Annotated in this window: 22 protein-coding genes and 1 other RNA gene; 17 read left to right on the forward strand and 6 right to left on the reverse strand. The window is 30.7% G+C overall.

What is annotated here, in order from left to right; genetic code table 11:
- Positions 1-358: 358 nt before the first annotated feature.
- The 9 genes from H3Z83_RS02005 (at position 359) to H3Z83_RS02045 (ending at position 9,646) form a co-directional block, all read left to right on the forward strand.
- Positions 359-2,584 carry an NADP-dependent isocitrate dehydrogenase gene (locus H3Z83_RS02005; protein WP_182123806.1) on the forward strand — a complete coding sequence of 742 codons (2,226 nt, stop codon included), beginning with the start codon at positions 359-361 and terminating at the stop codon, positions 2,582-2,584.
- 217 nt (positions 2,585-2,801) lie between these two features.
- Entirely contained in the window at positions 2,802-3,617 is an 816-nt protein-coding gene (murQ, locus tag H3Z83_RS02010) for an N-acetylmuramic acid 6-phosphate etherase (RefSeq protein WP_182123807.1), read from the forward strand.
- The gene (locus H3Z83_RS02015) at positions 3,610-3,849 is read left to right on the forward strand and encodes a DUF6095 family protein (protein WP_182123808.1); all 240 of its coding nucleotides are present in this window, start codon (positions 3,610-3,612) and stop codon (positions 3,847-3,849) included. The genes murQ and H3Z83_RS02015 overlap by 8 nt, the downstream gene beginning before the upstream one ends.
- A gap of 1 nt (position 3,850) precedes the next feature.
- The gene (locus tag H3Z83_RS02020) at positions 3,851-4,903 is read left to right on the forward strand and encodes an ATP-grasp domain-containing protein (protein WP_182123809.1); all 1,053 of its coding nucleotides are present in this window, start codon (positions 3,851-3,853) and stop codon (positions 4,901-4,903) included.
- A gap of 134 nt (positions 4,904-5,037) precedes the next feature.
- Complete coding sequence (locus tag H3Z83_RS02025; RefSeq protein WP_182123810.1) at positions 5,038-5,979, forward strand: hypothetical protein; 942 nt, start codon at positions 5,038-5,040, stop codon at positions 5,977-5,979.
- 43 nt (positions 5,980-6,022) lie between these two features.
- On the forward strand, positions 6,023-6,841 hold the full coding sequence (locus tag H3Z83_RS02030) for a hypothetical protein (RefSeq protein ID WP_182123811.1): 819 nt from the start codon (positions 6,023-6,025) through the stop codon (positions 6,839-6,841).
- A gap of 5 nt (positions 6,842-6,846) precedes the next feature.
- Positions 6,847-7,500 (forward strand): hypothetical protein, encoded by a 654-nt coding sequence (locus tag H3Z83_RS02035; protein WP_182123812.1) that lies wholly within the window; start codon positions 6,847-6,849, stop codon positions 7,498-7,500.
- 17 nt (positions 7,501-7,517) lie between these two features.
- Positions 7,518-8,462, forward strand: a complete 945-nt coding sequence (locus tag H3Z83_RS02040) for a hypothetical protein (protein ID WP_182123813.1) — start codon at positions 7,518-7,520, stop codon at positions 8,460-8,462.
- Complete coding sequence (locus tag H3Z83_RS02045) at positions 8,459-9,646, forward strand: gliding motility-associated C-terminal domain-containing protein (RefSeq protein WP_182123814.1); 1,188 nt, start codon at positions 8,459-8,461, stop codon at positions 9,644-9,646. Before H3Z83_RS02040 ends, H3Z83_RS02045 begins: the two co-directional genes overlap by 4 nt.
- A gap of 5 nt (positions 9,647-9,651) precedes the next feature.
- On the opposite strand, the gene H3Z83_RS02050 is transcribed toward H3Z83_RS02045, so the two are convergent.
- The gene (locus H3Z83_RS02050) at positions 9,652-10,146 is read right to left on the reverse strand and encodes a DinB family protein (RefSeq protein ID WP_182123815.1); all 495 of its coding nucleotides are present in this window, start codon (positions 10,144-10,146) and stop codon (positions 9,652-9,654) included.
- A gap of 241 nt (positions 10,147-10,387) precedes the next feature.
- Here H3Z83_RS02050 and H3Z83_RS02055 point away from each other — a divergent pair, with 241 nt between their 5' ends.
- Positions 10,388-11,134, forward strand: a complete 747-nt coding sequence (locus H3Z83_RS02055) for a hypothetical protein (RefSeq protein ID WP_182123816.1) — start codon at positions 10,388-10,390, stop codon at positions 11,132-11,134.
- A 57-nt stretch (positions 11,135-11,191) separates the two neighbouring features.
- Here the strand turns inward: H3Z83_RS02055 and rny are convergent, their stop codons facing one another.
- The 4 genes from rny to H3Z83_RS02075 form a co-directional block, all read right to left on the reverse strand.
- Positions 11,192-12,757, reverse strand: coding sequence for a ribonuclease Y (rny, locus tag H3Z83_RS02060; RefSeq protein ID WP_182123817.1), 1,566 nt, complete (start codon positions 12,755-12,757; stop codon positions 11,192-11,194).
- A gap of 47 nt (positions 12,758-12,804) precedes the next feature.
- Positions 12,805-12,931, reverse strand: a non-coding RNA gene (gene ssrS / locus H3Z83_RS02065) — 6S RNA.
- A gap of 56 nt (positions 12,932-12,987) precedes the next feature.
- Positions 12,988-13,275 carry a cell division protein ZapA gene (locus tag H3Z83_RS02070; RefSeq protein WP_182123818.1) on the reverse strand — a complete coding sequence of 96 codons (288 nt, stop codon included), beginning with the start codon at positions 13,273-13,275 and terminating at the stop codon, positions 12,988-12,990.
- Positions 13,276-13,287: 12 nt separating this feature from the next.
- Complete coding sequence (locus H3Z83_RS02075; protein ID WP_182123819.1) at positions 13,288-13,578, reverse strand: hypothetical protein; 291 nt, start codon at positions 13,576-13,578, stop codon at positions 13,288-13,290.
- 146 nt (positions 13,579-13,724) lie between these two features.
- On the opposite strand from H3Z83_RS02075, the gene H3Z83_RS02080 reads away from it, so the two are divergent.
- The 4 genes from H3Z83_RS02080 (at position 13,725) to H3Z83_RS02095 (ending at position 18,883) form a co-directional block, all read left to right on the forward strand.
- Positions 13,725-15,416, forward strand: a complete 1,692-nt coding sequence (locus tag H3Z83_RS02080; RefSeq protein ID WP_182123820.1) for a M23 family metallopeptidase — start codon at positions 13,725-13,727, stop codon at positions 15,414-15,416.
- 12 nt (positions 15,417-15,428) lie between these two features.
- Positions 15,429-17,873: a TonB-dependent receptor gene (locus H3Z83_RS02085; RefSeq protein WP_182123821.1), complete on the forward strand. Its 2,445-nt coding sequence runs from the start codon at positions 15,429-15,431 to the stop codon at positions 17,871-17,873.
- Positions 17,874-18,058: 185 nt separating this feature from the next.
- Positions 18,059-18,463, forward strand: coding sequence for a hypothetical protein (locus tag H3Z83_RS02090; RefSeq protein WP_182123822.1), 405 nt, complete (start codon positions 18,059-18,061; stop codon positions 18,461-18,463).
- Positions 18,464-18,481: 18 nt separating this feature from the next.
- A complete protein-coding gene (locus H3Z83_RS02095) occupies positions 18,482-18,883 on the forward strand; it encodes a hypothetical protein (RefSeq protein WP_182123823.1) in 402 nt (133 codons plus the stop codon).
- Positions 18,884-18,917: 34 nt separating this feature from the next.
- Here the strand turns inward: H3Z83_RS02095 and H3Z83_RS02100 are convergent, their stop codons facing one another.
- Entirely contained in the window at positions 18,918-19,346 is a 429-nt protein-coding gene (locus H3Z83_RS02100; protein ID WP_182123824.1) for a DUF3995 domain-containing protein, read from the reverse strand.
- A 48-nt stretch (positions 19,347-19,394) separates the two neighbouring features.
- Between H3Z83_RS02100 and hutI the strand changes: the two genes are divergently transcribed.
- From hutI to H3Z83_RS02115, 3 genes are all read left to right on the forward strand, one after another.
- The gene (gene hutI / locus H3Z83_RS02105) at positions 19,395-20,627 is read left to right on the forward strand and encodes an imidazolonepropionase (RefSeq protein WP_182123825.1); all 1,233 of its coding nucleotides are present in this window, start codon (positions 19,395-19,397) and stop codon (positions 20,625-20,627) included.
- Position 20,628: 1 nt separating this feature from the next.
- Positions 20,629-21,627 (forward strand): formimidoylglutamase, encoded by a 999-nt coding sequence (locus H3Z83_RS02110; RefSeq protein ID WP_182123826.1) that lies wholly within the window; start codon positions 20,629-20,631, stop codon positions 21,625-21,627.
- A 111-nt stretch (positions 21,628-21,738) separates the two neighbouring features.
- A complete protein-coding gene (locus H3Z83_RS02115; protein ID WP_182123827.1) occupies positions 21,739-23,826 on the forward strand; it encodes a tetratricopeptide repeat protein in 2,088 nt (695 codons plus the stop codon).
- Positions 23,827-23,877: the final 51 nt, after the last annotated feature.

The raw sequence follows: 23,877 nt of genomic DNA on the forward strand, positions 1-23,877 counted from the left end.
TACAGATAGAATGTTTGTAGAACAATGTTTCGAAATGAAATAGGAAAGTAGTTTTATCTACGGATGTAAACATAAAACATCGTTTTTATTTGATTATGTAGCAATACAACTCAGTGCGAATACTATTTCAAAGAAAGCCATATTATTACAAGAAATTGTTTGATATGGCTTTTGTTTTTATCAACCTTTTTAGAGATTTAACTTATTATTTTATCAAATTCATAATGAAACAAGCTAATTAATAACAATTTAGCATCAAAAAATTCATTGTGAATTCTTAAATTTGCAACACTTCAAAATAAAATTTAATGATTATTGTGTGCATTAATTAATAATGCCACCTTAAAACAACAAATATATGAGCAAAACTGCTAAAATAATGTACACAAAAACGGATGAAGCTCCAGCATTAGCTACACGTTCGTTTTTACCAATAGTAAAAGCTTTTACAAAATCTTCAAACATAGAAATTGAAACTAAAGATATTTCTTTAGCTGGTAGAATTCTTGCTAACTTTTCAGATTACTTAACGAAAGAACAACAAGTGGAAGATGCATTGGCTTTTTTAGGTGAATTGGCTAAGAAACCTGAAGCTAACATTATCAAGTTACCTAATATCTCTGCTTCTGTACCACAATTAAAAGCTGCTATTAAAGAATTACAAGCTTTAGGGTATGCTTTACCTGATTTCCCGGAAGAAGCTAGCACAGATGAAGAAAAAGCAATTTTAGCTCGTTACAACAAAGTAAAAGGATCTGCAGTAAATCCTGTTTTACGTGAAGGTAACTCTGATCGTAGAGCTCCAAAAGCTGTAAAAAACTATGCAAAAAAGAATCCTCATTCTATGGGAGCTTGGAGTGCTGACTCTAAAACTCACGTAGCTACAATGGCAGATGGAGATTTTGCGCACACAGAAAAGTCTGTTACGGTAAACAATGCTACAGACGTAAAAATTGTTCATACTGATACTAACGGAAACACAACTACTTTAAAAGAAAAAGTTTCTTTATTAGACGGAGAAGTTATTGATGCTTCAGTTATGAATAAAAAAGCTTTATTAGCCTTTTTAGCAAAACAAGTAGCAGATACCAAAGAAAAAGGATTATTATTTTCTTTACACATGAAAGCAACAATGATGAAGGTTTCTGACCCTATCATTTTTGGTCATGCTGTACGTGTTTTCTTTAAAGACTTATTCGTAAAACACGCTCAAACTTTCGAAGAAATTGGAGTTGATGTGAATAACGGATTCGGAAACTTATTAAGCAACCTAGAAGAATTATCAGCAGATAAAAAAGCAGAAATTTTAACTGATATCGAAGCTATTTATGCTAACAATCCTGATGTAGCTATGGTAAATTCAGACAAAGGAATTACCAATTTACACGTTCCTTCCGATGTAATTATTGATGCTTCTATGCCAGCAATGATTCGTACTTCAGGTCAAATGTGGAATAAAGAAGGAAAGCAGCAAGACACAAAAGCTGTAATTCCAGATAGTTCGTATGCTGGGTTATATCAAGAAACTATCGATTTCTGTAAAAAGAATGGTGCTTTCGATCCAACAACAATGGGAACTGTTCCTAATGTTGGTTTAATGGCTCAAAAAGCTGAAGAATATGGTTCACACGACAAAACTTTTGAAATTGCTGCTAACGGTAAAGTTCAAGTGATTGATGCAAACGGAACTATTTTATTAGAGCATACTGTAGAAGAAGGAGATATTTGGAGAATGTGTCAAACAAAAGATGCTCCTATTCAAGACTGGGTGAAGTTAGCCGTTACTCGTGCTAGAGCTTCTAAAACTCCTGCTGTTTTCTGGTTAGGAAAAAATAGAGCGCACGATGCTGAAATCATCAAGAAAGTAGAAAAATATTTACAGAACCATGATACAAATGGTTTAGAAATTAAAATTTTATCTCAAGAAGAAGCTACTAAATATACTTTAGAAAGAGTTAAGGAAGGAAAAGATACAATCTCTGTTACAGGAAACGTTTTACGTGATTATTTAACTGATTTATTCCCAATTTTAGAATTAGGTACATCAGCAAAAATGTTATCTATCGTTCCTTTAATGAACGGAGGTGGTTTATTTGAAACTGGTGCAGGAGGTTCAGCTCCTAAGCACGTTCAGCAATTAGTTGAAGAAAATCACTTACGTTGGGATTCTTTAGGAGAATTTTTAGCTTTAGCGGTTTCTTTAGAGCACTTAGGAGAAACTAACAATAATGATAAAGCGAAAGTTTTAGCAGAAGCTTTAGACGATGCTACTGATAAATTATTAGACAATAAAAAAGGTCCGTCAAGAAGAACTGGTGAATTAGATAATAGAGGTTCTCATTTTTATTTAGCAATGTATTGGGCAGAAGCATTAGCTTCACAAGATTCAAATACTGAATTAAAAGCTCAGTTCGCTCCTATTGCAGAAAAAATGGCTGCTAATACAGATACTATTGTAAATGAATTAAATTCAGTTCAAGGGCAAGCTGTAAATATTGGTGGATATTATGAACCTACTGATAGTTTAGCTGATCCTATTATGAAGCCAAGCACTACTTTAAATGCTATCTTAGAAAGTATTTAATAGTACGTAAATATAAATTCAAAAGCAGGTGAGAAAACTCACCTGCTTTTTTGTTGCTAATAATAAATAACCAAACAAATTAATAAACAGTAGCAACAATATGTTGTCCTCTATAATTTTCAGCTATTAAATCAATCGCTATAGTTTTTAAGACACTTAAATTTTAATATTGTCACTTTATAATTTTCAAAAGCTGAATTATTAGTAAATTTGATTTATGAACTTTACCAAAACAACAGAACAAGATTCAAACTATAATAATTTAGAACAAATGAGTGTTTCTGAATTATTAACTAACATAAATAACGAAGATAAAACTGTACCATTAGCTGTAGAGAAGTCTTTGCCGCAAATAGAACGATTAACAGAACAAATCGTTTTAAAATTAAAAGAAGGCGGAAGACTTTTTTATATAGGAGCAGGTACAAGCGGACGATTAGGTATTGTTGATGCTAGTGAGTGCCCTCCTACTTTTGGTGTTCCTCACGAATTAGTTGTCGGACTTATTGCTGGAGGCGATATTGCTATTAGAAAAGCTGTTGAATTTGCAGAAGATTCTAAAGAACAAGGTTGGACAGATTTGCAAGAACATAAAATTTCTAACAAAGATGTGGTAGTTGGTATTGCTGCTTCTGGCACAACACCATACGTAATTTCAGCTTTAGAAAAATGCAATAAAAATGGAATTATTACAGGATGCATTACTTGTAATCAAGGAAGTCCGTTAGCACTAACAGCACAATTCCCTATTGAAGTTATTGTAGGGCCTGAGTTTGTAACCGGAAGTTCAAGAATGAAAGCAGGAACGGCTCAAAAGCTTGTTTTAAATATGCTAACTACTGCTACGATGATTCAATTAGGAAAGGTAAAAGGAAATAAAATGGTTGATATGCAACTATCTAACAATAAATTGGTAGACAGAGGTGAAAAAATGTTAGTATCAGAATTAAATATCGACCAAAAAAAGGCTAGTGAATTACTAAAAAAGCATGGCAGTGTTCGCGCAGTTATTAAAAACTTTAAACATGAGTAAACCAATCACATCAGATAGAGTAGTAAAACGATTCGTTATTTTATTAGGATTATTAATCCTCTCTCCTATTGTATTAAGTTTTGGATTTAAAGCGCTACGAGTTTTTACAGAGAGCCCAAAAAACTTCATTGCCTACTTTTTATTAGGCTTAGGTATTTTTTTAATTTTATTTACCGTTTATTTCGGATTTAAAACAATCAAAACTTTTTTAGATAACTTATTTCAAAAATAAATTGAAGTCGAATAACACCATAGAAAAACTTATAAACTGGGAACATTGGCCATCGTACATGTTCTATCTTCCAAACATCCCTTTTGCTTTTTATCATGCGGTAAAAGCTAGAAGTTTAGTTTTTTATACGGCTGCAAACCCAAGTATTGAAAACTCAGGAATTGGAACAGAGTCTAAATATAAAACACTTCAATTATTTCCTGAAAAATATTTACCTAAAACAGTATTTCATAAAGCTAACTCAAGCATAGAAGCGACTTTATTAAATATTGAACAAAAAAAAATATCGTACCCTTTAATCGCAAAACCAGATATTGGTTTTCGTGGGCTATTAGTTAAAAAAATAGAAAACAAAAATGATTTAGTCAATTATTTAAACAAATATCCAATCGATATTATTGTTCAAGAGTTTTTAACTGAAGAGAATGAGTGTGGTATTTTTTACCACCGCTTGCCAAATGAAGAAAAAGGCAAAATTACGTCAATTACCTTAAAAGAGTTTTTGCACGTTATTGGAGATGGGAAATCTACACTAGAGCAATTAATAAATAATGATAAAAGAGTAAAAATCTACTTGAATCTAATTAAAGAAGATGCTTCGTTAGATTTACAAAAAATCATTACAAAAGGAGAAAAATTTAAACTTTCTGCTATTGGAAATCATTCTAAAGGAACGCGTTTTATTAATGGAAATCATCTAATATCTAAAGAATTAGAAAACTCTATAGACAATCTAAACAATCAAGTAAACGATTGGTATTATGGTAGATTGGATATTAAATACGACTCTTTTGATGATATTTTAAATGGAAGTTTTAAAATACTGGAATTGAACGGAATTCTTGCAGAACCTACCCATATTTACGATGCAGAATGCACTAATTATTTTAAAGCTTTAAAAGAAATCAGAAAACATTGGAAACAATTAAACAAAATAGCAAGATTTAACCATGACGAAAAACAAATACCTTACAGAACAACTTTTGGTTTACTAAAAGACGTCAATAATTTAAGAAATTACACTAAATACATTTCTAAATTAACAAGAGGCTAATGTACTCAGTTTATATACTACAAAATAGATAACATTAAGTTAAACTAAAATATAGGATAATCACCCATTTGTAATTTACTTTTGCTGAATACAATAAAAAATACTATTATTGTAATGTTAACCCCCAAACATGTATGAAGACTAACCTCTCGTTTTTACTTCTTATTTTACTTAACATTTCTCTTTACGCTCAGGTAAAGATTGGGGATAATCCTGCTGTAATACATCCAAATTCAATTTTAGAACTCGAAAGCATCGATAAAGCTTTAGTGATTAGTCGTATGACAAATACGCAAATGAATTCGGTAACACCTTTACGTGGTGCCTTAGTTTTCAACACTGATCAAAACTGTGTTTTTATGTACGATGGAACTGCATGGAGAAGTTTATGCAATACTGGCGCAGGGATAAATGTAACCACAGCTGCAACAGCACCAACTAGCAATAACTTAGGAGATTTTTGGATTAACGACTCTCTAAACAATGCCACAAGTATTTGGGATGGTCTTAATTGGATATCTATAGATAATAATCCTAGAAGAGGAAATGGAGCTCCGAATGCTACTTTAGCCCCTAACCCAACAGCAGGTGATGTATATGTAGATAGTGCTAATGGAAATATTTACGCTTACGACGGTACAACTTGGATAAACTCTAACACTACAGTAAGTGCCAATAATGGATTATTAATTGATGCTACTAACACCATTCAACTTGGTGGAGTATTAATTAATCCTACTACCATACAAACTGACGCAACCAGCACGTTAGCTATAACTGGCTTAGAAGATGGAGATACTACTCAAGATGACATTGTAACTGTTAACAGAACTACTGGACAATTAAGAAAAGTAAGCGCTGCTAATTTATTAACTGAAGAAGTTACTGAACTGACAGCAATAGACGGTCAGTTAATTTTCAACAACGGATTTACCTTACAATCTACCGATAAAGTAAATGTATATAGAAACGGAGTACGTATAGATTTTACTATAGTAAACAACACTACTATAGAAATAGAGCCTGAAGCAATTTGCTACGCAGGTGACCAAATAAGAATAGTTCAATTTTATTAATAATAAAAACCCCTAATTATAAACCGAAAACAATTATTTAATTATGAAAACAATTACAAACAAATTTAAAATCGCATTAGTCGCCGTTGGTTTACTTGCCGTTGGTACAGTTAATGCACAAACAACTGGAACAGACATAACCAAACAAGCACCTACTGTATTAGGTTCTTCAACTACAGCTACAGCAGCTACTCCAGGAGCAAGTGCTATAGTTGCTCCAACATCAGGAGCAACTGTACAAGGAGGGTCAGTTAGAGTTATAGATAACAAAGGAACAATGAAATATCTACAAGTTCAAAATGGATTAACTCAGATGACTAATACTGCACCTGATGGAGGTATTACAACAACCTGGCAATTGGGAGGTCAAATAGTTAGTGATACAGATATAGACTTTAATGGTAACGTTTTTTCTTTTAACAATGTTGTTCAGATTGATGGTACGGATGCTGTAAATGGGATTGCTGCTACAACTACAACTACTGCTAGTGGGCAAGGTAATACTGGATGGACATTATTAGTAAGAGATGAAGGTACTGGTGAAATAAAAAAATTATTAGCTTCAGACTTAGTGGTTAGTGGTCAAACATATTTCACTGCCGCAGTAGCTGATGCAGTTGCTGGTGCAACCGCAGCAGAACTAACATTTGATGTTACTGCAGGAACTCCTGCTTTAGCTGGAGCACAGCTTCCATTACCTGATTACAGTAAAGTTTGGGTATATAGAAATGGAGCAAAGTTAATTGCTAATTTAGATTATACAATTGTTGGATCTACGGTTGTTTTAGCTGAGAATGCTACAGCCCCAAGTGATTGGAGTTTATTTTCTGGCGATATTATTGAAGTACAATATGTTAAATAACATTAATGCCTAAAAACATTAAACATATAAAATTACTTATACTAACTTTTGCATTGGTACTGTTAAACACAAGTACCAATGCACAAGAAGTTAGGGTTATTGATAACAAAGGAACTATACAAACTGTTAAAAGTAATACAGTAAATACCTCAATTACTGAAAGTACACCTGCTGATTATATAGCAAATGTAGATGCCACCTACTCACCTATTGAAAACGACACTTACATATACACTCCTGCTAATGGAGAAAAAGTGTACTATGTTTATGATGGAGTAAATTGGAATATGATAGCACCTACAAAAGCTGCTAGGGTATTTTACCCACCATCTATAGCTATTGACGCTTCTTCTATTTCCGCTGACCCAACAATACCAAGTTCAGGTGATGAATCTATTGACCTGTATAATGATTATTATAGACAATTTAGATTAGAGGCAAACCTTTTACCAACACCTGGAAAATCTGCCCAAAGTACTGGATCTCCAAATATAGTACCATACTATGAAAGGAATGAATTATATTATTATGTTACTTATTATGATCCATCTGTAATTGAAAATGTTTCTATTGATGCTGACGGAAATATGAGTTATGATATTATATCTACACCTACAGACGACAATACAATTATAAATGTAGTATTTGTTGTAAAATAATACTTAAAAGAAAGCTTATGAAGTTTTTAAAAACATATATTTTTTTCTTTTTAGTATTTAGTTATACATTAATTTCTGCACAAACCACTGGAGATTTTAGATCAAGACAAAATGGTAATTGGAATGATCCTAATAGCTGGGAGTATTATAATGGAACTATTTGGGTTAATCCTGCTACAACTTACCCTGGACAAATAGCAACTACAGCTAACGATGTTGTTATTAGAAATAGTCATAGTATTTCATTAGGAGTTGACTTATCAACAAGTGGAACAATTAATTCTGTTACCATAGGTGATAGAAATGGCTCAGGTTTGGCTAGTATTGAAACATTAACTATAACAAACACTGCTGGTTTAAATACTACTAGCTTTACTATAGCTTACGATGGTTTTGTTACTTGGCAAGCAAGTGTAAATAAGTCTTTAAAGTTTCCTGCTAATACAAACATTGTTGTAGAACCTGTTCACCCAGATGAAGGAGTTGGCGGCGTTGCTTTACATGACACCCATGGTTTACATGCTAACACTACACCCTGTAGTAATTCGAGAGCTTTAGAAATAGGTACTTCAAAGTATAGTAGTTGTCAAGGAGCAGGTTCATTATTAACTTTTGATCAAGTAAATAATGCAGGTGGTAATTTAAATGTTTCTCCAAGTTTTACAGCACCAGCTTGTATAAACCAAACACTAAATCTATTTGCTAACCCAGGAGGAAGTGAATTAGATGACACTCCTATTAATTATAGCTGGAATGTAATCCCTCCTTCAGGAGCTAACTACGCTATAACAGCTACAGAGAACCCTACAGACACCCCTTTATTACTTGGATCTTATATCTATGAAGTTACAATAACCAATAATTCTGGAATTACAAATACCAACTCAGTTACTATAGAAGTTACTTCTTGTAATAAAAAAGTAATCACCAACCGCCGTATAACTTATAGAGTTAAAAAATGATGCTATTTAAACGATACATATCATTTTTATTTTTCATTAGTATAACAGTTGCTAGTGTGTCGCAAAATGCATTTTATAATTCTGGTGTGGTACAATTACACGATGGAGCTAAAATTGGTTTTCATACCGATGTAATTAACGATGGTGTTTTAGATAACTATATTGGTTTTGCTGGTTTTTATGCAGATACCGAATTAAGAACAATTTCAGGAAATAACAGAATTACTTTTTTTAATGTTGAAATTGATGCCTTAAATAATTTAGAATTACAAAATTCATTAGGAGTCCGTAATCAACTCGATTTTATTAATGGTTTAGTAATTACACCTAGAGATAATCCAGATATCTCTCTTGATTTTATAGAATACGACATGTATGCAGGTGAAGACAACCTAAGACATACAAACGGATATGCATCAACAAAAGAAGGTAGTAGAAACGATAATTTTTCTTTTCCTATTGGTGACGGATCACAAATCCGCCCGATGATTATACCTAATCATCAAAAATATTATTTATTTAAAGGAGCTTACTTTTATGAAGACCCTAACTTCCCAACAACTTTTTCTTCTGATTTTTTAACCGATCAAAAACAAATTCTGTTAGAAAACATTAGTAATGTAGAATTTTGGGATTTAAATGGAAAAAACGAAACGAGAGTTACCTTAACATGGAATACTCGTAGTGATATTTCAACCATTTCTAATGACATTAACTTACTTACAGTTGTTGGGTGGAGTATTTCTGAAAACAGATGGGTAAATTTAAGTAGCACAAATGTTACTGGAGATTTAGACACAGGAGAAATTACATCCGAAACTTTTGTGCCAGATGAATATGAAGCAATTACTATAGGTTCAATTGTAAACGATGAAATACCTGATGATAACAATAGTGATAACATCATTATTTCACCTAATGGAGATAATTTAAACGATTTCTTACAGTTTGATGAAATTAGCGAATACACCAATAACAAATTAACGATCTATAATCGCTGGGGAAATATTGTATATCAGACAGAAAATTATTTTAATAATTGGGATGGTACTTCTAATGGTAGAGCTACTATAAACAAAGAAGATAAGCTACCTGAAGCTACTTATTTTTATTATTTAGAATCTGGTAACGACCCTAATAACTTAGTTAAACTACAAAAAGGTTGGGTGTATATTCATAGATAAACAACCTACCCTACTAAAACTTTCTTCGGTGTAGTTGGGTTATAGCCAAAATCGGCATCAGGTAATTCAATTCCTAATTGATTTATAATAAAACCAATACTTGCAAAATGGTGAATTGCATGACTATGTGCCTGTATTAATGCACTACCAACGGTATAATTTGCTGTTAACTTACCCAAACCTAAATCGTCAGTTACAGGAATAACTCTATCAAAATCTTCAGTATTTAAACAGTGAAGTTGAGAAATTACATCATTAAAATATAAAATACCAAATTCTGTTTTTTCTTCAGCTAGCTGATTACGCTCTCTATCAGAAAAATCTACACAACTTTTTTCTAAGCCTTTAAATATACAGGTAAAAACATCTAGAATATGACGCATATTAGCTCCTATGCTTGAATAATATGGAGGCACAGTTTTATCACTATACTGTTCATCTGTTATTGAATTAAGGAGTTTTATTCCTCTCTCAAGGTTTTTTTCAATGGCATCAATCATAAGTAACTGTAAAATCTTTCAAGTATGTCGTATAAATATAGAGCTTTTTACACATAGTACTAAGCTTTTAAATAAACATTTTTCAATGCGTTAAAAATCAAAGCCTTACAAGTAAACAACTAATATTAAAACCTTATAAAATCTATCATAAATATTTTTATGGCACGCTCTTTGAAAATTAAACATCAAATGCGGAAGCCGAAAAGCATATAGAGTAAGCATAACCCTAAAATTAGCAATTATGAGAACAGGGATACTTTTATTATTAGCAATGATGTCATTAGCAACAGTAAACGCTGATAACATAAACAAATCAACTAGCAAAATTGGGGTTACAAATCGTTTTGACGATGCAGTTACCTTTGTTGAAAGAGGAGTACAATTCCATGTATTTTTAAATGGAGACTTTGATTTCAATACTCACAGTAGAAACACAAGATATGTAGATTATTACGGAAGACGTGTAAAAACAAACCGTGGAGTACGTATTGAGCGAGACTTTAGAGGACGTATAAGACGTGTAGGTAATGTATTTGTAAATTATGATGTAAGAGGAAACGTAACTCGTATTGGTAACGTATTTATTAGATATAAATTCGGGCAATTATTTAAAGTTGGAAGCTTACGTGTAAAATATGATCGATGGGGAAACCCTCAATATAGAGGCTTTGTAAAACCAGGTCATCATTACGAAGACGATTATTATTATGAAGATGATGTTTATTATGGTAATGGAGGAATTGATATTGATGTAAACATTGGTATATTCGATTATGATGATAGATACTTTTACAAAAGAGATTTTAGAAACAACTATCGTCAATTTAAAGAAGACAACAACTTCTTTTACTACAGAGCAAAACCTAATGCTAAAATTGGTAAACGAAGTAAAATTTTAAAGAGACGTAAAAACAAAAGTTACTCTAAGAAATTTCATCACAAAAAAGAAAAGGCTGAACAAAAAGGAAGGTCTAGAAGAAATAGATAAAATAAAAAAACCGTATCAAAATTGATACGGTTTTTTCTTTATTTGATAAGTGACAAATTACTTTGCTACATTCACTGCTCTTGTTTCACGAATCACAGTTACTTTTACTTGTCCTGGATATGTCATATCATTTTGAATCTTTTGAGAGATATTAAATGATAATTCTGCTGCCTTAGTGTCGTTTACCTTAGCACTCTCAACCATTACACGTAATTCACGTCCTGCTTGAATAGCATAGGCTTTTTGTACACCTGTAAATCCGAAAGCAATATCTTCTAAATCTTTTAAACGTTGTATGTAAGAATCTAATACCTGACGACGTGCTCCCGGTCTTGCTCCTGAAATAGCATCACAAACCTGAACTATAGGTGATAATAAACTCTTCATTTCTATCTCGTCGTGGTGAGCTCCAATTGCATTACATACATCTGGTTTTTCTCCATATTTCTCAGCCCATTGCATACCTAATAATGCGTGTGGTAATTCACTTTCAGTTTCTGGCACTTTACCAATATCATGCAATAAACCAGCTCTTTTAGCAGCTTTAGCATTTAAGCCCATTTCTGCAGCCATAATACCACATAAATTCGCAACTTCTCTAGAGTGCTGTAATAAGTTTTGACCATAAGAAGAACGGTACTTCATTCGTCCAACTGTTTTAATCAATTCAGGATGTAATCCGTGAATCCCTAAATCAATAACTGTACGCTTACCAACTTCGATAATTTCTTGGGTAATTTGCTTTTCGGTTTTCTTAACAACCTCTTCAATTCTTGCTGGGTGAATTCTTCCATCTGTTACTAATTTATGCATTGATAAACGAGCAATTTCACGACGTACAGGATCGAAACAAGATAAAATAATTGCTTCTGGAGTATCATCAACAATAATCTCAACACCAGTAGCTGCTTCTAAAGCACGAATATTACGACCTTCACGACCAATAATTCTACCTTTTACATCATCAGATTCTAAATTAAAAACTGAAACACAATTTTCAACAGCCTGCTCTACCCCTACTCTTTGAATGGTATTTAAAACAACTTTACGTGCTTCTTGTTGTGCAGTCATTTTAGCTTCTTCAACCGTATCTTGAATAAAAGACATGGCATCAGCTTTAGCTTCATCTTTTAAATTCGCTACCAATTCAGTTTTAGCTTCATCAGCAGATAAACCAGAAATTTGTTCAAGCATATCAACGTGACGCTTGTGCAATTTTTCTAATTCTGATTCTTTCTTATCTAAAAATTCTAACTTGTAATCGAAATCCGCTTCTTTTTTCTCTAAAGAAATGTTTTTCTTTTTATTTCTATCTAATTCAGAAGAAACTTGACTTTCTTTGTCGCGTATTCTTTTTTCAACATCAGACATTTTCTTTTCTCTTGATAAAATTACCTTTTCATGCTCAGCTTTAAGTTCAATAAACTTTTCTTTAGCTTGTAATATTTTATCTTTCTTTATCGCATCCGCTTCAACCTTTGCTTCTTTTACAATGTTTCTAGCTTCTTTTTTTGTTTCTTGTATTAATTTATTAGCATTAGATTTCTCTAACATTTTAGCAATAAAAAAACCTATTGCTATCCCTATAATTCCTGCTAGCACAGGAAATAATATTCCTTCCATAATTTTGATTTGATTGTATAAAAAAACCTACATTAATAGGGTCTTATAAACTCCGAAAAACAGGTTTAGGACTAACTGGCTTATCAAGGATCCGTTCTGGGCATCAAATAAATTGATACATACGGCTTGCTCTACGAACCAAGACTCATCCTTTCTAAATAAATAGTGTTGAGTTTAACAAACAATGTACTAATGTAGGTAGTAATATTAATAATATATTTTAAAGAACGTTATAAATGCTTATCTAATAAATTAGATAATTCATTTATTTTATTTGATACTTCGGTGTTTTCTATAGTATTGTTTATCGATACTATTTTTGCTTTCGAAGCAAACTGTAAAGCACTCATTGCTAATACATCTTGCTTGTCTGCCACCGCATAATTTTGCTCAAATTTAGCGATTAATTCGTTAATATCTTTTGCTGCTTTACGCATCCCCTCTTCTTCTTCAGTGCTATTAACACTTAACGGATACGTTCTACCAGCAATTACAACATTAACTTTTATTTTCGCCATGTAAAGAACTTTTTATGAATTCAAAAGAGCAATGCACTTATCAATCTCTCGAACTAATGTATTTATTTTGAGTTTTGTTTCTCTTGTATTTTCGCTACTACCTTCAATAGTTTTTGCAATTTTAAGTAATTTAAACTCTTCTTGTTTTTTACTTAACTCTTGCTCTTTCTCTTGTAATAAAACTTGCAACTTTGCATTGTTTTGAAGCAAAACTTGATTTTCTTCTTTTAAAAAATCATAATTAGAAAGTAAGGTTTTTAACTTATCTTCCAGTAAATGAATTGCTTCTAAAGGGTCACTCATTTATTTTTGAGAATAAAACTATATCCACAAAGTTATCAATATAGATTTTAAATAGCAACTCTTTTCTACTTTTTTACTAAAACACTGATGTTTAGCCTTTAAAGCTTTGACATAATTTTAGTATTTTTGTTAGAAACTGTTACGATTTGAGATTTTATTTTTCTATTATTTTACTGTTCTCTTTTTTTTATGGAACTGCTCAAAAGCAATATCCTAAAGATTACTTTTCGCCTCCTTTAAAAATTCCAATTATTTTATCTGGTACGTTTGGTGAACTAAGAAGTAATCATTTTCATTCTGGTTTAGACATTAAAACTCAAGGAAAGCAAGGAATTCCTATTTATGCTCCTGCAGATGGCTATGTGTCTCGTATAAAAGTTCAACAATATGGATTTGGAAAAGCAATATACATTAAACACCCTAATGGATATACTACCGTTTATGCACATCTAAAAAAGTTTGTTCCAGCTATTCAGAAATATGTAAAAAGCGTACAGTATAAAAAAGAAAACTATTATACAGGTAATCTTTTTCCGAAACCTGAAAAATTCCCTGTTAAAAAAGGAAAATTAATTGGATATACTGGAGATACAGGAGGCTCTGGAGGTCCACATTTACATTACGAGATTAGAGATACCAAAACAGAACATATTATTAATCCAATGCATTTTGGTTTAGTGCCCAATGACGATAAATCGCCAACAATTCAAAAGTTAATCGCTTATCCTCTTAATAACGGTTCGCGAATTAACAATTCAACTTCAAAAACAATTCTTTCTTTTAAAAATATAGAGAATGGTAAATACGTTAGTGAAAAAATAACTGCTAGCGGAGAAATTGGTTTTGGAATTAGTGTTTTCGATCGATTAAACGGAGCTTTAAATAAAAACGGTATCTACAGCCTAGAAATGAAAGTAAATGGCAACAGAGTATATTATCATGATGTTGAAACATTTTCGTTTGCTGAAAGTAAGTACATCAACTTATTAATTGATTACAAACATTACAAAACCTATCGAAATAGAGTTCAAAAAACTCATAAAGTAAATGCTAATCGATTAAGTTTGTATGAGGATTTAGTTAATAATGGTAAAATCTTCATTGAAAATGGAAACAGTTATAATATTGAAATCATTGCCAAAGATTTTAAAAACAATACTTCATCAATTAAAATACCTGTTCGTGGTGTAGCAAGTAATTTAATTTTTCAAGAAAAAGACACTACTGCTTATAAAATAGTTGCTAAAGACTTTGTTAAATTCAGTAAAAACAATGTAACTATTGCGTTTCCTAAAAATACTTTTTATGAAGATTGCTTTATTGATTTCTCGGTTGAAAACGGTATAGCTAAGGTTCATAATCGTACCATTCCTTTAGACAAAAGATATACATTAACATTCAATACTTCTTTTTTAAACGACAAACAGAAACAGCAAGTATACATTGCGAATGTAACTAACAAGAAATACCCAAGATATACATCTACCAAGAAAAAGATTGATAAAGTATATACTACCACTAAACTTTTAGGAGACTATACTTTAAAATTCGATGCTGTTAATCCCACAATTCAGTTATATAATTTTAAAGACAAACAGTGGCTCTCTAAAAATAAAACTTTAAAAGTTAAAATTAAAGATCGGGAATCTGGTATTAAAAATTACCGTGCTACAATTGATGGCAAATGGGTTTTAATGGAATACAATCATAAAAAAGGAATACTTACTTACGATTTTAATGATAAAAAGTTGGTTGGTAGCAAACATCTTTTTAAACTTGTAGTCTCTGATAATGTAGGAAATACAAAAACTATTTCTGCTACATTTTTCAAAAAGTAAATAATAAAACCCTTGAAAAAACTACTTATTTTACTACTGTTCCCTTCACTTATTTTTGCCCAAAAAACAGCAACAGTAAAAGGAAGAATTATCAATAAATACAATACTCCTATAGAAGGCGTAGCTATTTCTTACTTATCAAAAGGTACTACTACTGATGCTAATGGTAATTATAGTTTTACCATACCCATGCGTAAAACAGTTACTGTTACTTTTAGTCATGTTTCTTATAAAACAGTGGTTAAGAAATTTACTTCTCGAGGACGAAAAACATTTAACTTCTCTCCTAGTTTAAATTTTAAAACGCAAGAATTAGAAGAAGTTGTACTTAAAAATCAAAAAAAGGAAGTACAAGGGATAACAAAAATTGAAACTAAGAAAGTTAAAAATTTAGTTGGAGCCAATGCTGGAGTTGAAAATGTTTTAATGACACTTCCTGGGGTAAGTAATAACAACGAACTGAGTACACAGTACAATGTTCGTGGTGGTAATTTTGATGAAAACTTAGTGTATGTTAACGGAATTGAAGTCTATCGTCCGTTTTTAATTCGTTCAGGGCAACAAGAAGGGTTGAGTTTCATCAATCCACATTTAGTACAAAATATTAATTTCTCTGCCGGAGGATTTCAAGCCAAATATGGTGATAAGCTTTCTTCTGTTTTAGATATCACCTATCGTAAACCTGTTGATTTCGGAATTCAAATAGACGCTAGTTTATTAGGTGGTAGTTTTACAATAGAAGACACCTTTTTAAACAACAAGCTAAGCGCAATACTTGGTGTTAGATATCGAGACAATAGTTTATTTGTAAATAGTAAACAAACTGAAGTAAACTTCAGACCAAAATTTACTGATGTTCAAACATTTTTATCATATAAAGCAAATAAAAAGTTAACACTTAACTTTCTAGGAAACTTTTCTTTAAACGATTATAACTACAAGCCATTGACAAGAAAAACTCGTTTTGGTACAATTGCAAACCCGTTAGAATTAATTGTTTTTTATCAAGGACAAGAGCAAGATGAGTTCCAAACACTTTTCGGAGCATTCTCTGCCGATTATCAAGTAAATGATGATTTAAAAATTACAGGAACTATTTCTTCTTTTAACACCCAAGAGGAAGAACATTTTGATATTGCTGCATCCTATAATTTAGGTGAAGTAGATAGTAATATTGGTTCAGAAAATTTTGGAGAAGTTGCCTTTTCTCAAGGAATCGGTTCACAAATAAACCATGCTCGTAATGATTTAGATGCATTAATTAGCAATATTCAATTAAGAGCAACTTTAAAAGATGGTAACAACGAATGGAGAGCTGGTATAAAATACCAAACAGAAAATATTAAAGATCGTATTCGTGAATGGGAAGTTATCGATTCTTTAGGCTTTTCTGTGCGTCCGCCTCATCATATAGGTAACAATCAACCTTACGAACCTTTTACAGGACCTATTGAGCCTTTTAGAAATGTTAGAGCAGAAAATGAAGTCGACATTAATCGTTTATCAGGTTTTGTTCAATTTAGTAGAAAAACAAACTGGAACAATCATCAGGTATGGATGAATCTTGGTGTGCGTGCACATCAATGGAATGTAAAAACTGCTACAGCTAGTTCTAAAAATCAACTTACATTTAGTCCGAGAGCTCAATTTGCAATAAAACCAGATTGGGATAAAGACTTGCTGTTTAGAATTTCTGGTGGATGGTATTCTCAACCTCCTTTTTATAAAGAATTACGTGATTTTGACGGAAACATAAACCCAGAAGTTAAAGCTCAAAAATCTATTCATTTAGTAGCTGGTAACGATTATAGTTTTACCATGTGGGAGCGTCCTTTTAAATTAACCACTGAATTATATTATAAAAACTTAACTGATGTTAATTCATATTCTGTAGATAATGTTCGTATTCGTTATCGTGCCGATAATGTAACTAGTGCCTATGCTTACGGGTTAGATGTTCGCTTAAATGGTGAGTTTGTACCAGGAAACGATAGTTGGGTTAGTATTGGCTATTTAAAAACTGAAGAAAATATTAATAACCAAGGTTATATTGCAAGACCAACTGATCAACGTTTTAAATTTGGTGTATTATTTCAAGATTATGTACCTAATTTACCTGATTTAAAAGCGTATTTAAACATTGTGTACAATACAGGGTTACCTGGTGGAGCACCAGCATATGCTAATGTATATCAGTTTCAAAATAGATTAAACGATTATAAACGTGCCGATTTAGGTTTATCTTATGTTTTTGCTGATGCAAATAAGCAACACAAAACTGGATTCCTACGAAGTTTTAAAGAGTTAACAATTGGTTTCGAACTCTTTAATATTTTTGATATCCGTAACTCTATAACCAATACTTGGGTTCGTGATGCGTATAGTAAACAACAATACGGAATTCCTAATTTTATGACAGGAAGAGTTTTAAATTTTAAAGTTGGAATGCAGTTTTAAATTTAGTTTGATTCTTAATCTTATTTCTAACGCCTTTCACTAAGGTTAAATGTTAATCACCTAAAAAAAATCTTTTATCCGGAATCAGGTAATCAAAATGCAATATATTTGATTACATATAACTAGTTGTAAGTAATTAAATGATAGAAAAGAATAAAATATTCACAAACCTAAAAGAAGGTCTATTGATTGAGAACCAAAGTTGGAACCTTAAATGGGGAACACCTCTTTCAGAACTTCTGTCTTATGCTGAATCCTATTCTTTAGAAACGGATAATTTACCTTGGTTAAACTTTGGGGCAGTTTCAATTCTCGATGGAATTGAATTAAAACTTGTGACGCCATTTGACACAATGAAATCTAATAATAATGAATCTGCACTCAACCATGTAGGACAAAATTTGAATCTTGAAGACGTTGACAGATTAGTAGATGAGTTAACAAAAAGATTAGGAGAACCTGACACCTCTAATGATACTTATGGAAAATTTAGAGAATGGATACAAGACGAACTTTACATCAGAATTATGCCAAGAATGGCTCATGGTGGCGATTGGAGTTCAATAATTATTGGAAAAGAATTGAATTAAATTTGATGAACAAGTAAAATGGGGTTCAAATCACTTAATAAATCGGATAAACATTTCGAAGTCGCTAGACAACATATACTGAACACTGATGGGTTTACAACTGAATATTGCATAAAGGATTCAAATAAAGTAACTCCCTTTCATTTTAATTGTCAAGGTTGCACTAACAGTAGTGTTAGTATTGATCATTCAAACTGTAATCCATTTGATTATGAAAAAATTAAAATTAATGTGAACTCAATTATTGAATTAGGGGGAACAGGTACAATCTGCAAAATTATTGAATGTGAAAATTGTGCTACTAATTACTTTGTTGGAATCGGCTACATAGAGCCAAATAATGGGCGAGATGTGCTTTTACTACATACGATAATTGAATTAAAAGAAAAACTACTTACAACAACACCTAAACTGTATTAAAACGCAGCTTAGCCAAACCGTTAGTGAAATTACCTTATTTATAGATCTCAATTAGCATTCCTACTACCCCTAAAAACAAACATAAAGGAGAAAAATACTTCGTGTCATTCTTAGCAAACCTTGTATTCTTAATTCTTTTAAAAAAACCAACATAATTAAACTCTCCAATAGCTCTAATAATAAAAATACTTACCACTATATACATACCATAATCTAGTAACCAGTTTGGCAAAAACAATAAAGAAACAAGCTTCATTTTTTCGGCATATATTGCAGTAAAACCAACCATAACTACAGCTACTATAAGTGTTGCAATCCAAGGGGGACATATTATTTTTTCATCCTTTGTTTTAGTAGGTGAAACATCCTTCATACCCCAAATTCCACCAAAAGCCCAATAAAAATGGATTCCAGATATAAAAATTAACTGTAGTATAGCTATCCATCCTAAAAAATAAATCATAATTGTTGTTTTTAATGTAAGTTTGTTCTACAAAACTAAGTACAATACATGACAACTTTATTGATAAATATCAAGGAATTAATTCAAGTTCGAGAAGCATCTATAAAAAAAGTTTCTGGTAAAGAAATGAGTATTTTACCAACTATAAAAAATGCTTTTTTACTTTTAGAAAATGATACAATTATTGATTTTGGTTCTATGGATGATGTTCCTTCATCAATAGACAATATAATTGATTGCACTGGTAAAATGATTTTACCTACTTGGTGCGATTCTCATACGCATATTGTTTATGCTGGTAATAGAGAGCAAGAGTTTGTTGATAGAATTAATGGGTTGACTTACGAAGAGATAGCGAATAACGGTGGTGGAATTTTAAATTCTGCTAAGAAACTACAGGAAACATCAGAAGAAGAATTGTATAAACAATCTGCTGTTCGCTTAGAAGAAGTAATGAAATTAGGTACCGGTGCTGTTGAAATTAAATCAGGTTATGGTTTAACTGTAGATGCTGAACTAAAAATGTTGCGTGTAATTAAGAAGCTACGCGAAAATTATAAACTACCTATAAAAGCTACTTTTTTAGGTGCACATGCATTTCCTGCTGAATATAAAAACAATAAGGAAGGTTACATTAATTTAATTATTAACGAAATGTTGCCTAAAATAGCTGAAGAAAATCTTGCTGAATTTATCGATGCTTTTTGCGAAACGGGTTATTTTTCTGTTGAAGATACTGACAGAATTTTAGAAGCAGGAAAAAAATATGAACTAACTCCAAAAGTACACGTGAATCAATTTACAACTATTGGTGGTGTGCAAGTAAGTGTTAAACACAATGCTTTGTCTGTAGATCATTTAGAAGTGATGAATACTGAGGATATTGAAGCTCTAAAAGGAACTCAAACCATGCCTGTAGCTTTACCATCTTGCTCATACTTTTTAAGTATTCCGTTTACACCAGCAAGAGAAATTATGAATGCTGGTTTACCATTAGCTCTTGCAACAGATTTTAACCCAGGTTCTACTCCATCAGGTAACATGAATTTTGTGGTAGCAACTGCTTGTATTAAGATGAAAATGACTCCAGAAGAAGCGATCAATGCAGCCACTATTAACGGAGCTTATGCTATGAATTTATCTGATGAAGTAGGAAGTATTACCAAAGGTAAAAAAGCCAATTTTATCGTCACGAAAGAAATTTTAAGCTACGGAGCTATTCCGTATAATTTTGGTTCAGTTTTAATAGATTCAGTTTTTATTAACGGAAAAGCCATTTAATATGTTACGTATTTTCTCTAAACACGACATTAATAATTTTGTAAATCCACGAGATGGAGAAACTAAAATTGGAGAGTTAGTTCAATCTGTTTCTAATATTGAAGAACTTAAAAATTCTTCAGCTAAATATGTCATCCTTGGAGTTCCTGAAGATATTGGTGTAAAAATGAATTATGGTAATGCAGGCGCTCAAACTGCCTTTATCCCTGCATTAAAATCGTTTTTAAACACCCAGCAAAATCAGTTTATTAACGGGCAAGATGTTGTTATTTTAGGTTACCTAGACTATGCTGATGAAGTTTCTAAGTTTGATGGATTTGATAGAGAAAAAGGTGATTTATTGGTAAAAGCTATCGATCAGAAATTATCTTCTATTATAAAAACAATTATAGAAGCTGGTAAAACTCCAATTGTAATTGGTGGTGGGCATAACAATGCATACGGAAATTTAAAGGGATTATCCGAAGCAAAAAATCAATCGATAAATGTTATCAATTTAGATGCGCATACAGATTTAAGAAAATTAGAAGAGCGTCATAGTGGCAACGGGTTTTCATACGCCTTAGAACATAATTATCTAGACAAGTATTTTATGTTTGGGTTGCATGAAAATTATACACCTCAGTATATTTTTGATTTTATTCATAGCAATACCAATATCGATTATAACACCTATGAAGAGTTAGAAGTTTATAAATCTGTTCCTTTTGAAAACGAATTACAAAGAGCTAAAACGTTTATAGAAGAAAAACCTTTTGGTATTGAAATAGATTTAGATTGTATTCAACATTTTCCTAGTAGCGCAATGACACCAAGTGGATTTTCACCTCAACAAGCACGTAGATTTGTGTATGAATTAAGTAAGCTTAAAAACAATTCATATATCCATATTTGTGAAGGTGCACCTGCAGTTATGAAAGATGATATTGCTAACGGACAAGTAGGTAAATTTATAAGTTATTTAATTTCTGATTTTATAAAATCTAATAATATTAAATAAAACATCACATTGAATAAATTTGAAAGAAATTTAATCATACTTACAATAAGTACTTTTATAGTATCAATGTTTTTTGATTTTTGGGGATTTTCTATATTATTTTATTGCGAAATGGGTTTACTGGCTATTTCTTATTTTTTATTTGGGAATTATTTTTTCTATAAAAACGATTATAATAAACTAATAAGAATAACTGCTGGTTTTACACTTTCAATGTTAATCATTACTCTTTTATATTCATTTAACTTATCTATATCTACTTATTCTAAACTAATTACGACTATTGGTTTTATTTATAGTTTTACCCTTTTTGTTTTTTGGTTAAAAAAAAGAGACTCTTTTCCTAACGAATTAAAGATCATTCTATTTAGACTTAGTTCCCTATCAATTATCACTTCTTTTTTCGTGTTTTCTTCAATTCAAAATGATATTTATCGCTATATAATCAAAAACCTTACTGATCATGAATCTTATTTATATTTCAATATTAAAATGTTTGATGAAGTTAGTAAATATGAGGATAACATAGCTAACAACAATTATGATACCGCTATTCAAGCTGCTAAAAGTGCAATTACTTATGGTAAAAAATGGAAAAATTATGAAAAAAATGAATATCAATATTTTTCAGGAACTTATGATATGTTATATAAGTCTTACACAAAAAAAGCACAGCATTTATATGACAACAAAAAATACAATGAAGCTTTAAAAAATTACTTTTTAGTTGATAGTATATTCAATTTAAAAGAATATAAAACAGATTTTCTTAAAAAAAAGAAAACTAATCAATATTGGAATAGGTTCGATATTCTCAAATCTTATAATAAAATTAATGACTTTACTTCATATGATATTGAAATAAACTATATAATAGAAAACTATTCTAAGCACAATGATTCTATTAGTATAGATTACTACTATATATTAGAGAATATGATTGACAACTATTCTAAAAGAGATTTTCATAAAGATGTAATAGAATTAAATAAAACTTCTTTTAAGATATTAAGAAAAGATAGTCTTAATAATATATCTTATTATAAAAGTAGATACTTAAGTCTTGTTAAAACTTATTTAGTAACAGATAGTATAGATAACTCCAAAAAATATTTGAAAAAATATTTGAAAATTTCAAAAGAAAAAGATTGTACTTATTTATTATACAACTCTCTTATTAATGAAAAGAGTAATATAAATTTAGCTTTAATTAGTGCAAAAAAGTGCTATGATTGTTTTTCTAAAAAAGAAAAATTAAACATCCTAAACACCTTTTATTCTAGCTTATTATTGTCAAGATTATATCTTGCCAACTCTAATTATTCAGATTTTAGTAAACAACTTAAAGTAACAAAAAAATGGCTTTTAAAAAATAAAGATTATAAATTGAACTTACCTTATACTACTCTTTTAGAAAGTAACTACAATGATATAATTGGGAATTATCATAATGCAAAACAATTATATTCAAAAACTAAAAAAGAATTTAAAAATATTGAAACTAAAGGTGATGAGCTCTTTTTTATTGATTTAAAAATAGCTTTATTAAACAATGAACTTAATATCGATTTTAATAGAAGAGATATAAATAAAGAAGGAATAAATTATATCTCTAGTTTTGATTATATGTTTCCTAGCAATACGGATATTTATAATGACATCGCTAATCTTAACATTAACTTTAAACAAACTTTAGCTGATTCTTTATTTTCTATAACACTAGACATACATAAAAAATATAATATTAAAAACTCTCCTAATATAGGAATTGCTTTAAATGGCTTGGGTTTAATTGAGTTTAATAATAAAAATTACACAAAGGCTGATTCTCTATTTACTAAATCTATAAAAACATTTGACAATTATTATCCAGAAAATAATAATTTCAATCAAATTATAAGCTACTTAAATATTTCCGAATCCAAATTAAAACAGAAAAAAACTTCATTAAGCTCTTTTTATTTAAAAAAAGCTATTCAGGTTAATAATAATAGTTTTGGAAAAAAACAATCAGTATATAATTTTTATATCACAGTATTAAATGCAGATATCTATTTTGAGAATAAAAAGAAAACATTAGCTATTAAAGAATATGAAAAGGCATTAATTTTGGGAAAGAAATATTACTCGAAAGATCATCCATTAATTTTAGATTTAACAAAAAAAATTGATAATCTTAATTTTAATAAATTAAAGTAGACCTATATAAAACAATAAATACTAAATAAAAAAGAGAAGCAATTTGCTTCT

This window comes from Tenacibaculum pelagium, from assembly GCF_014062345.1.
Taxonomy (GTDB): Bacteria; Bacteroidota; Bacteroidia; order Flavobacteriales; family Flavobacteriaceae; genus Polaribacter; species Polaribacter pelagius.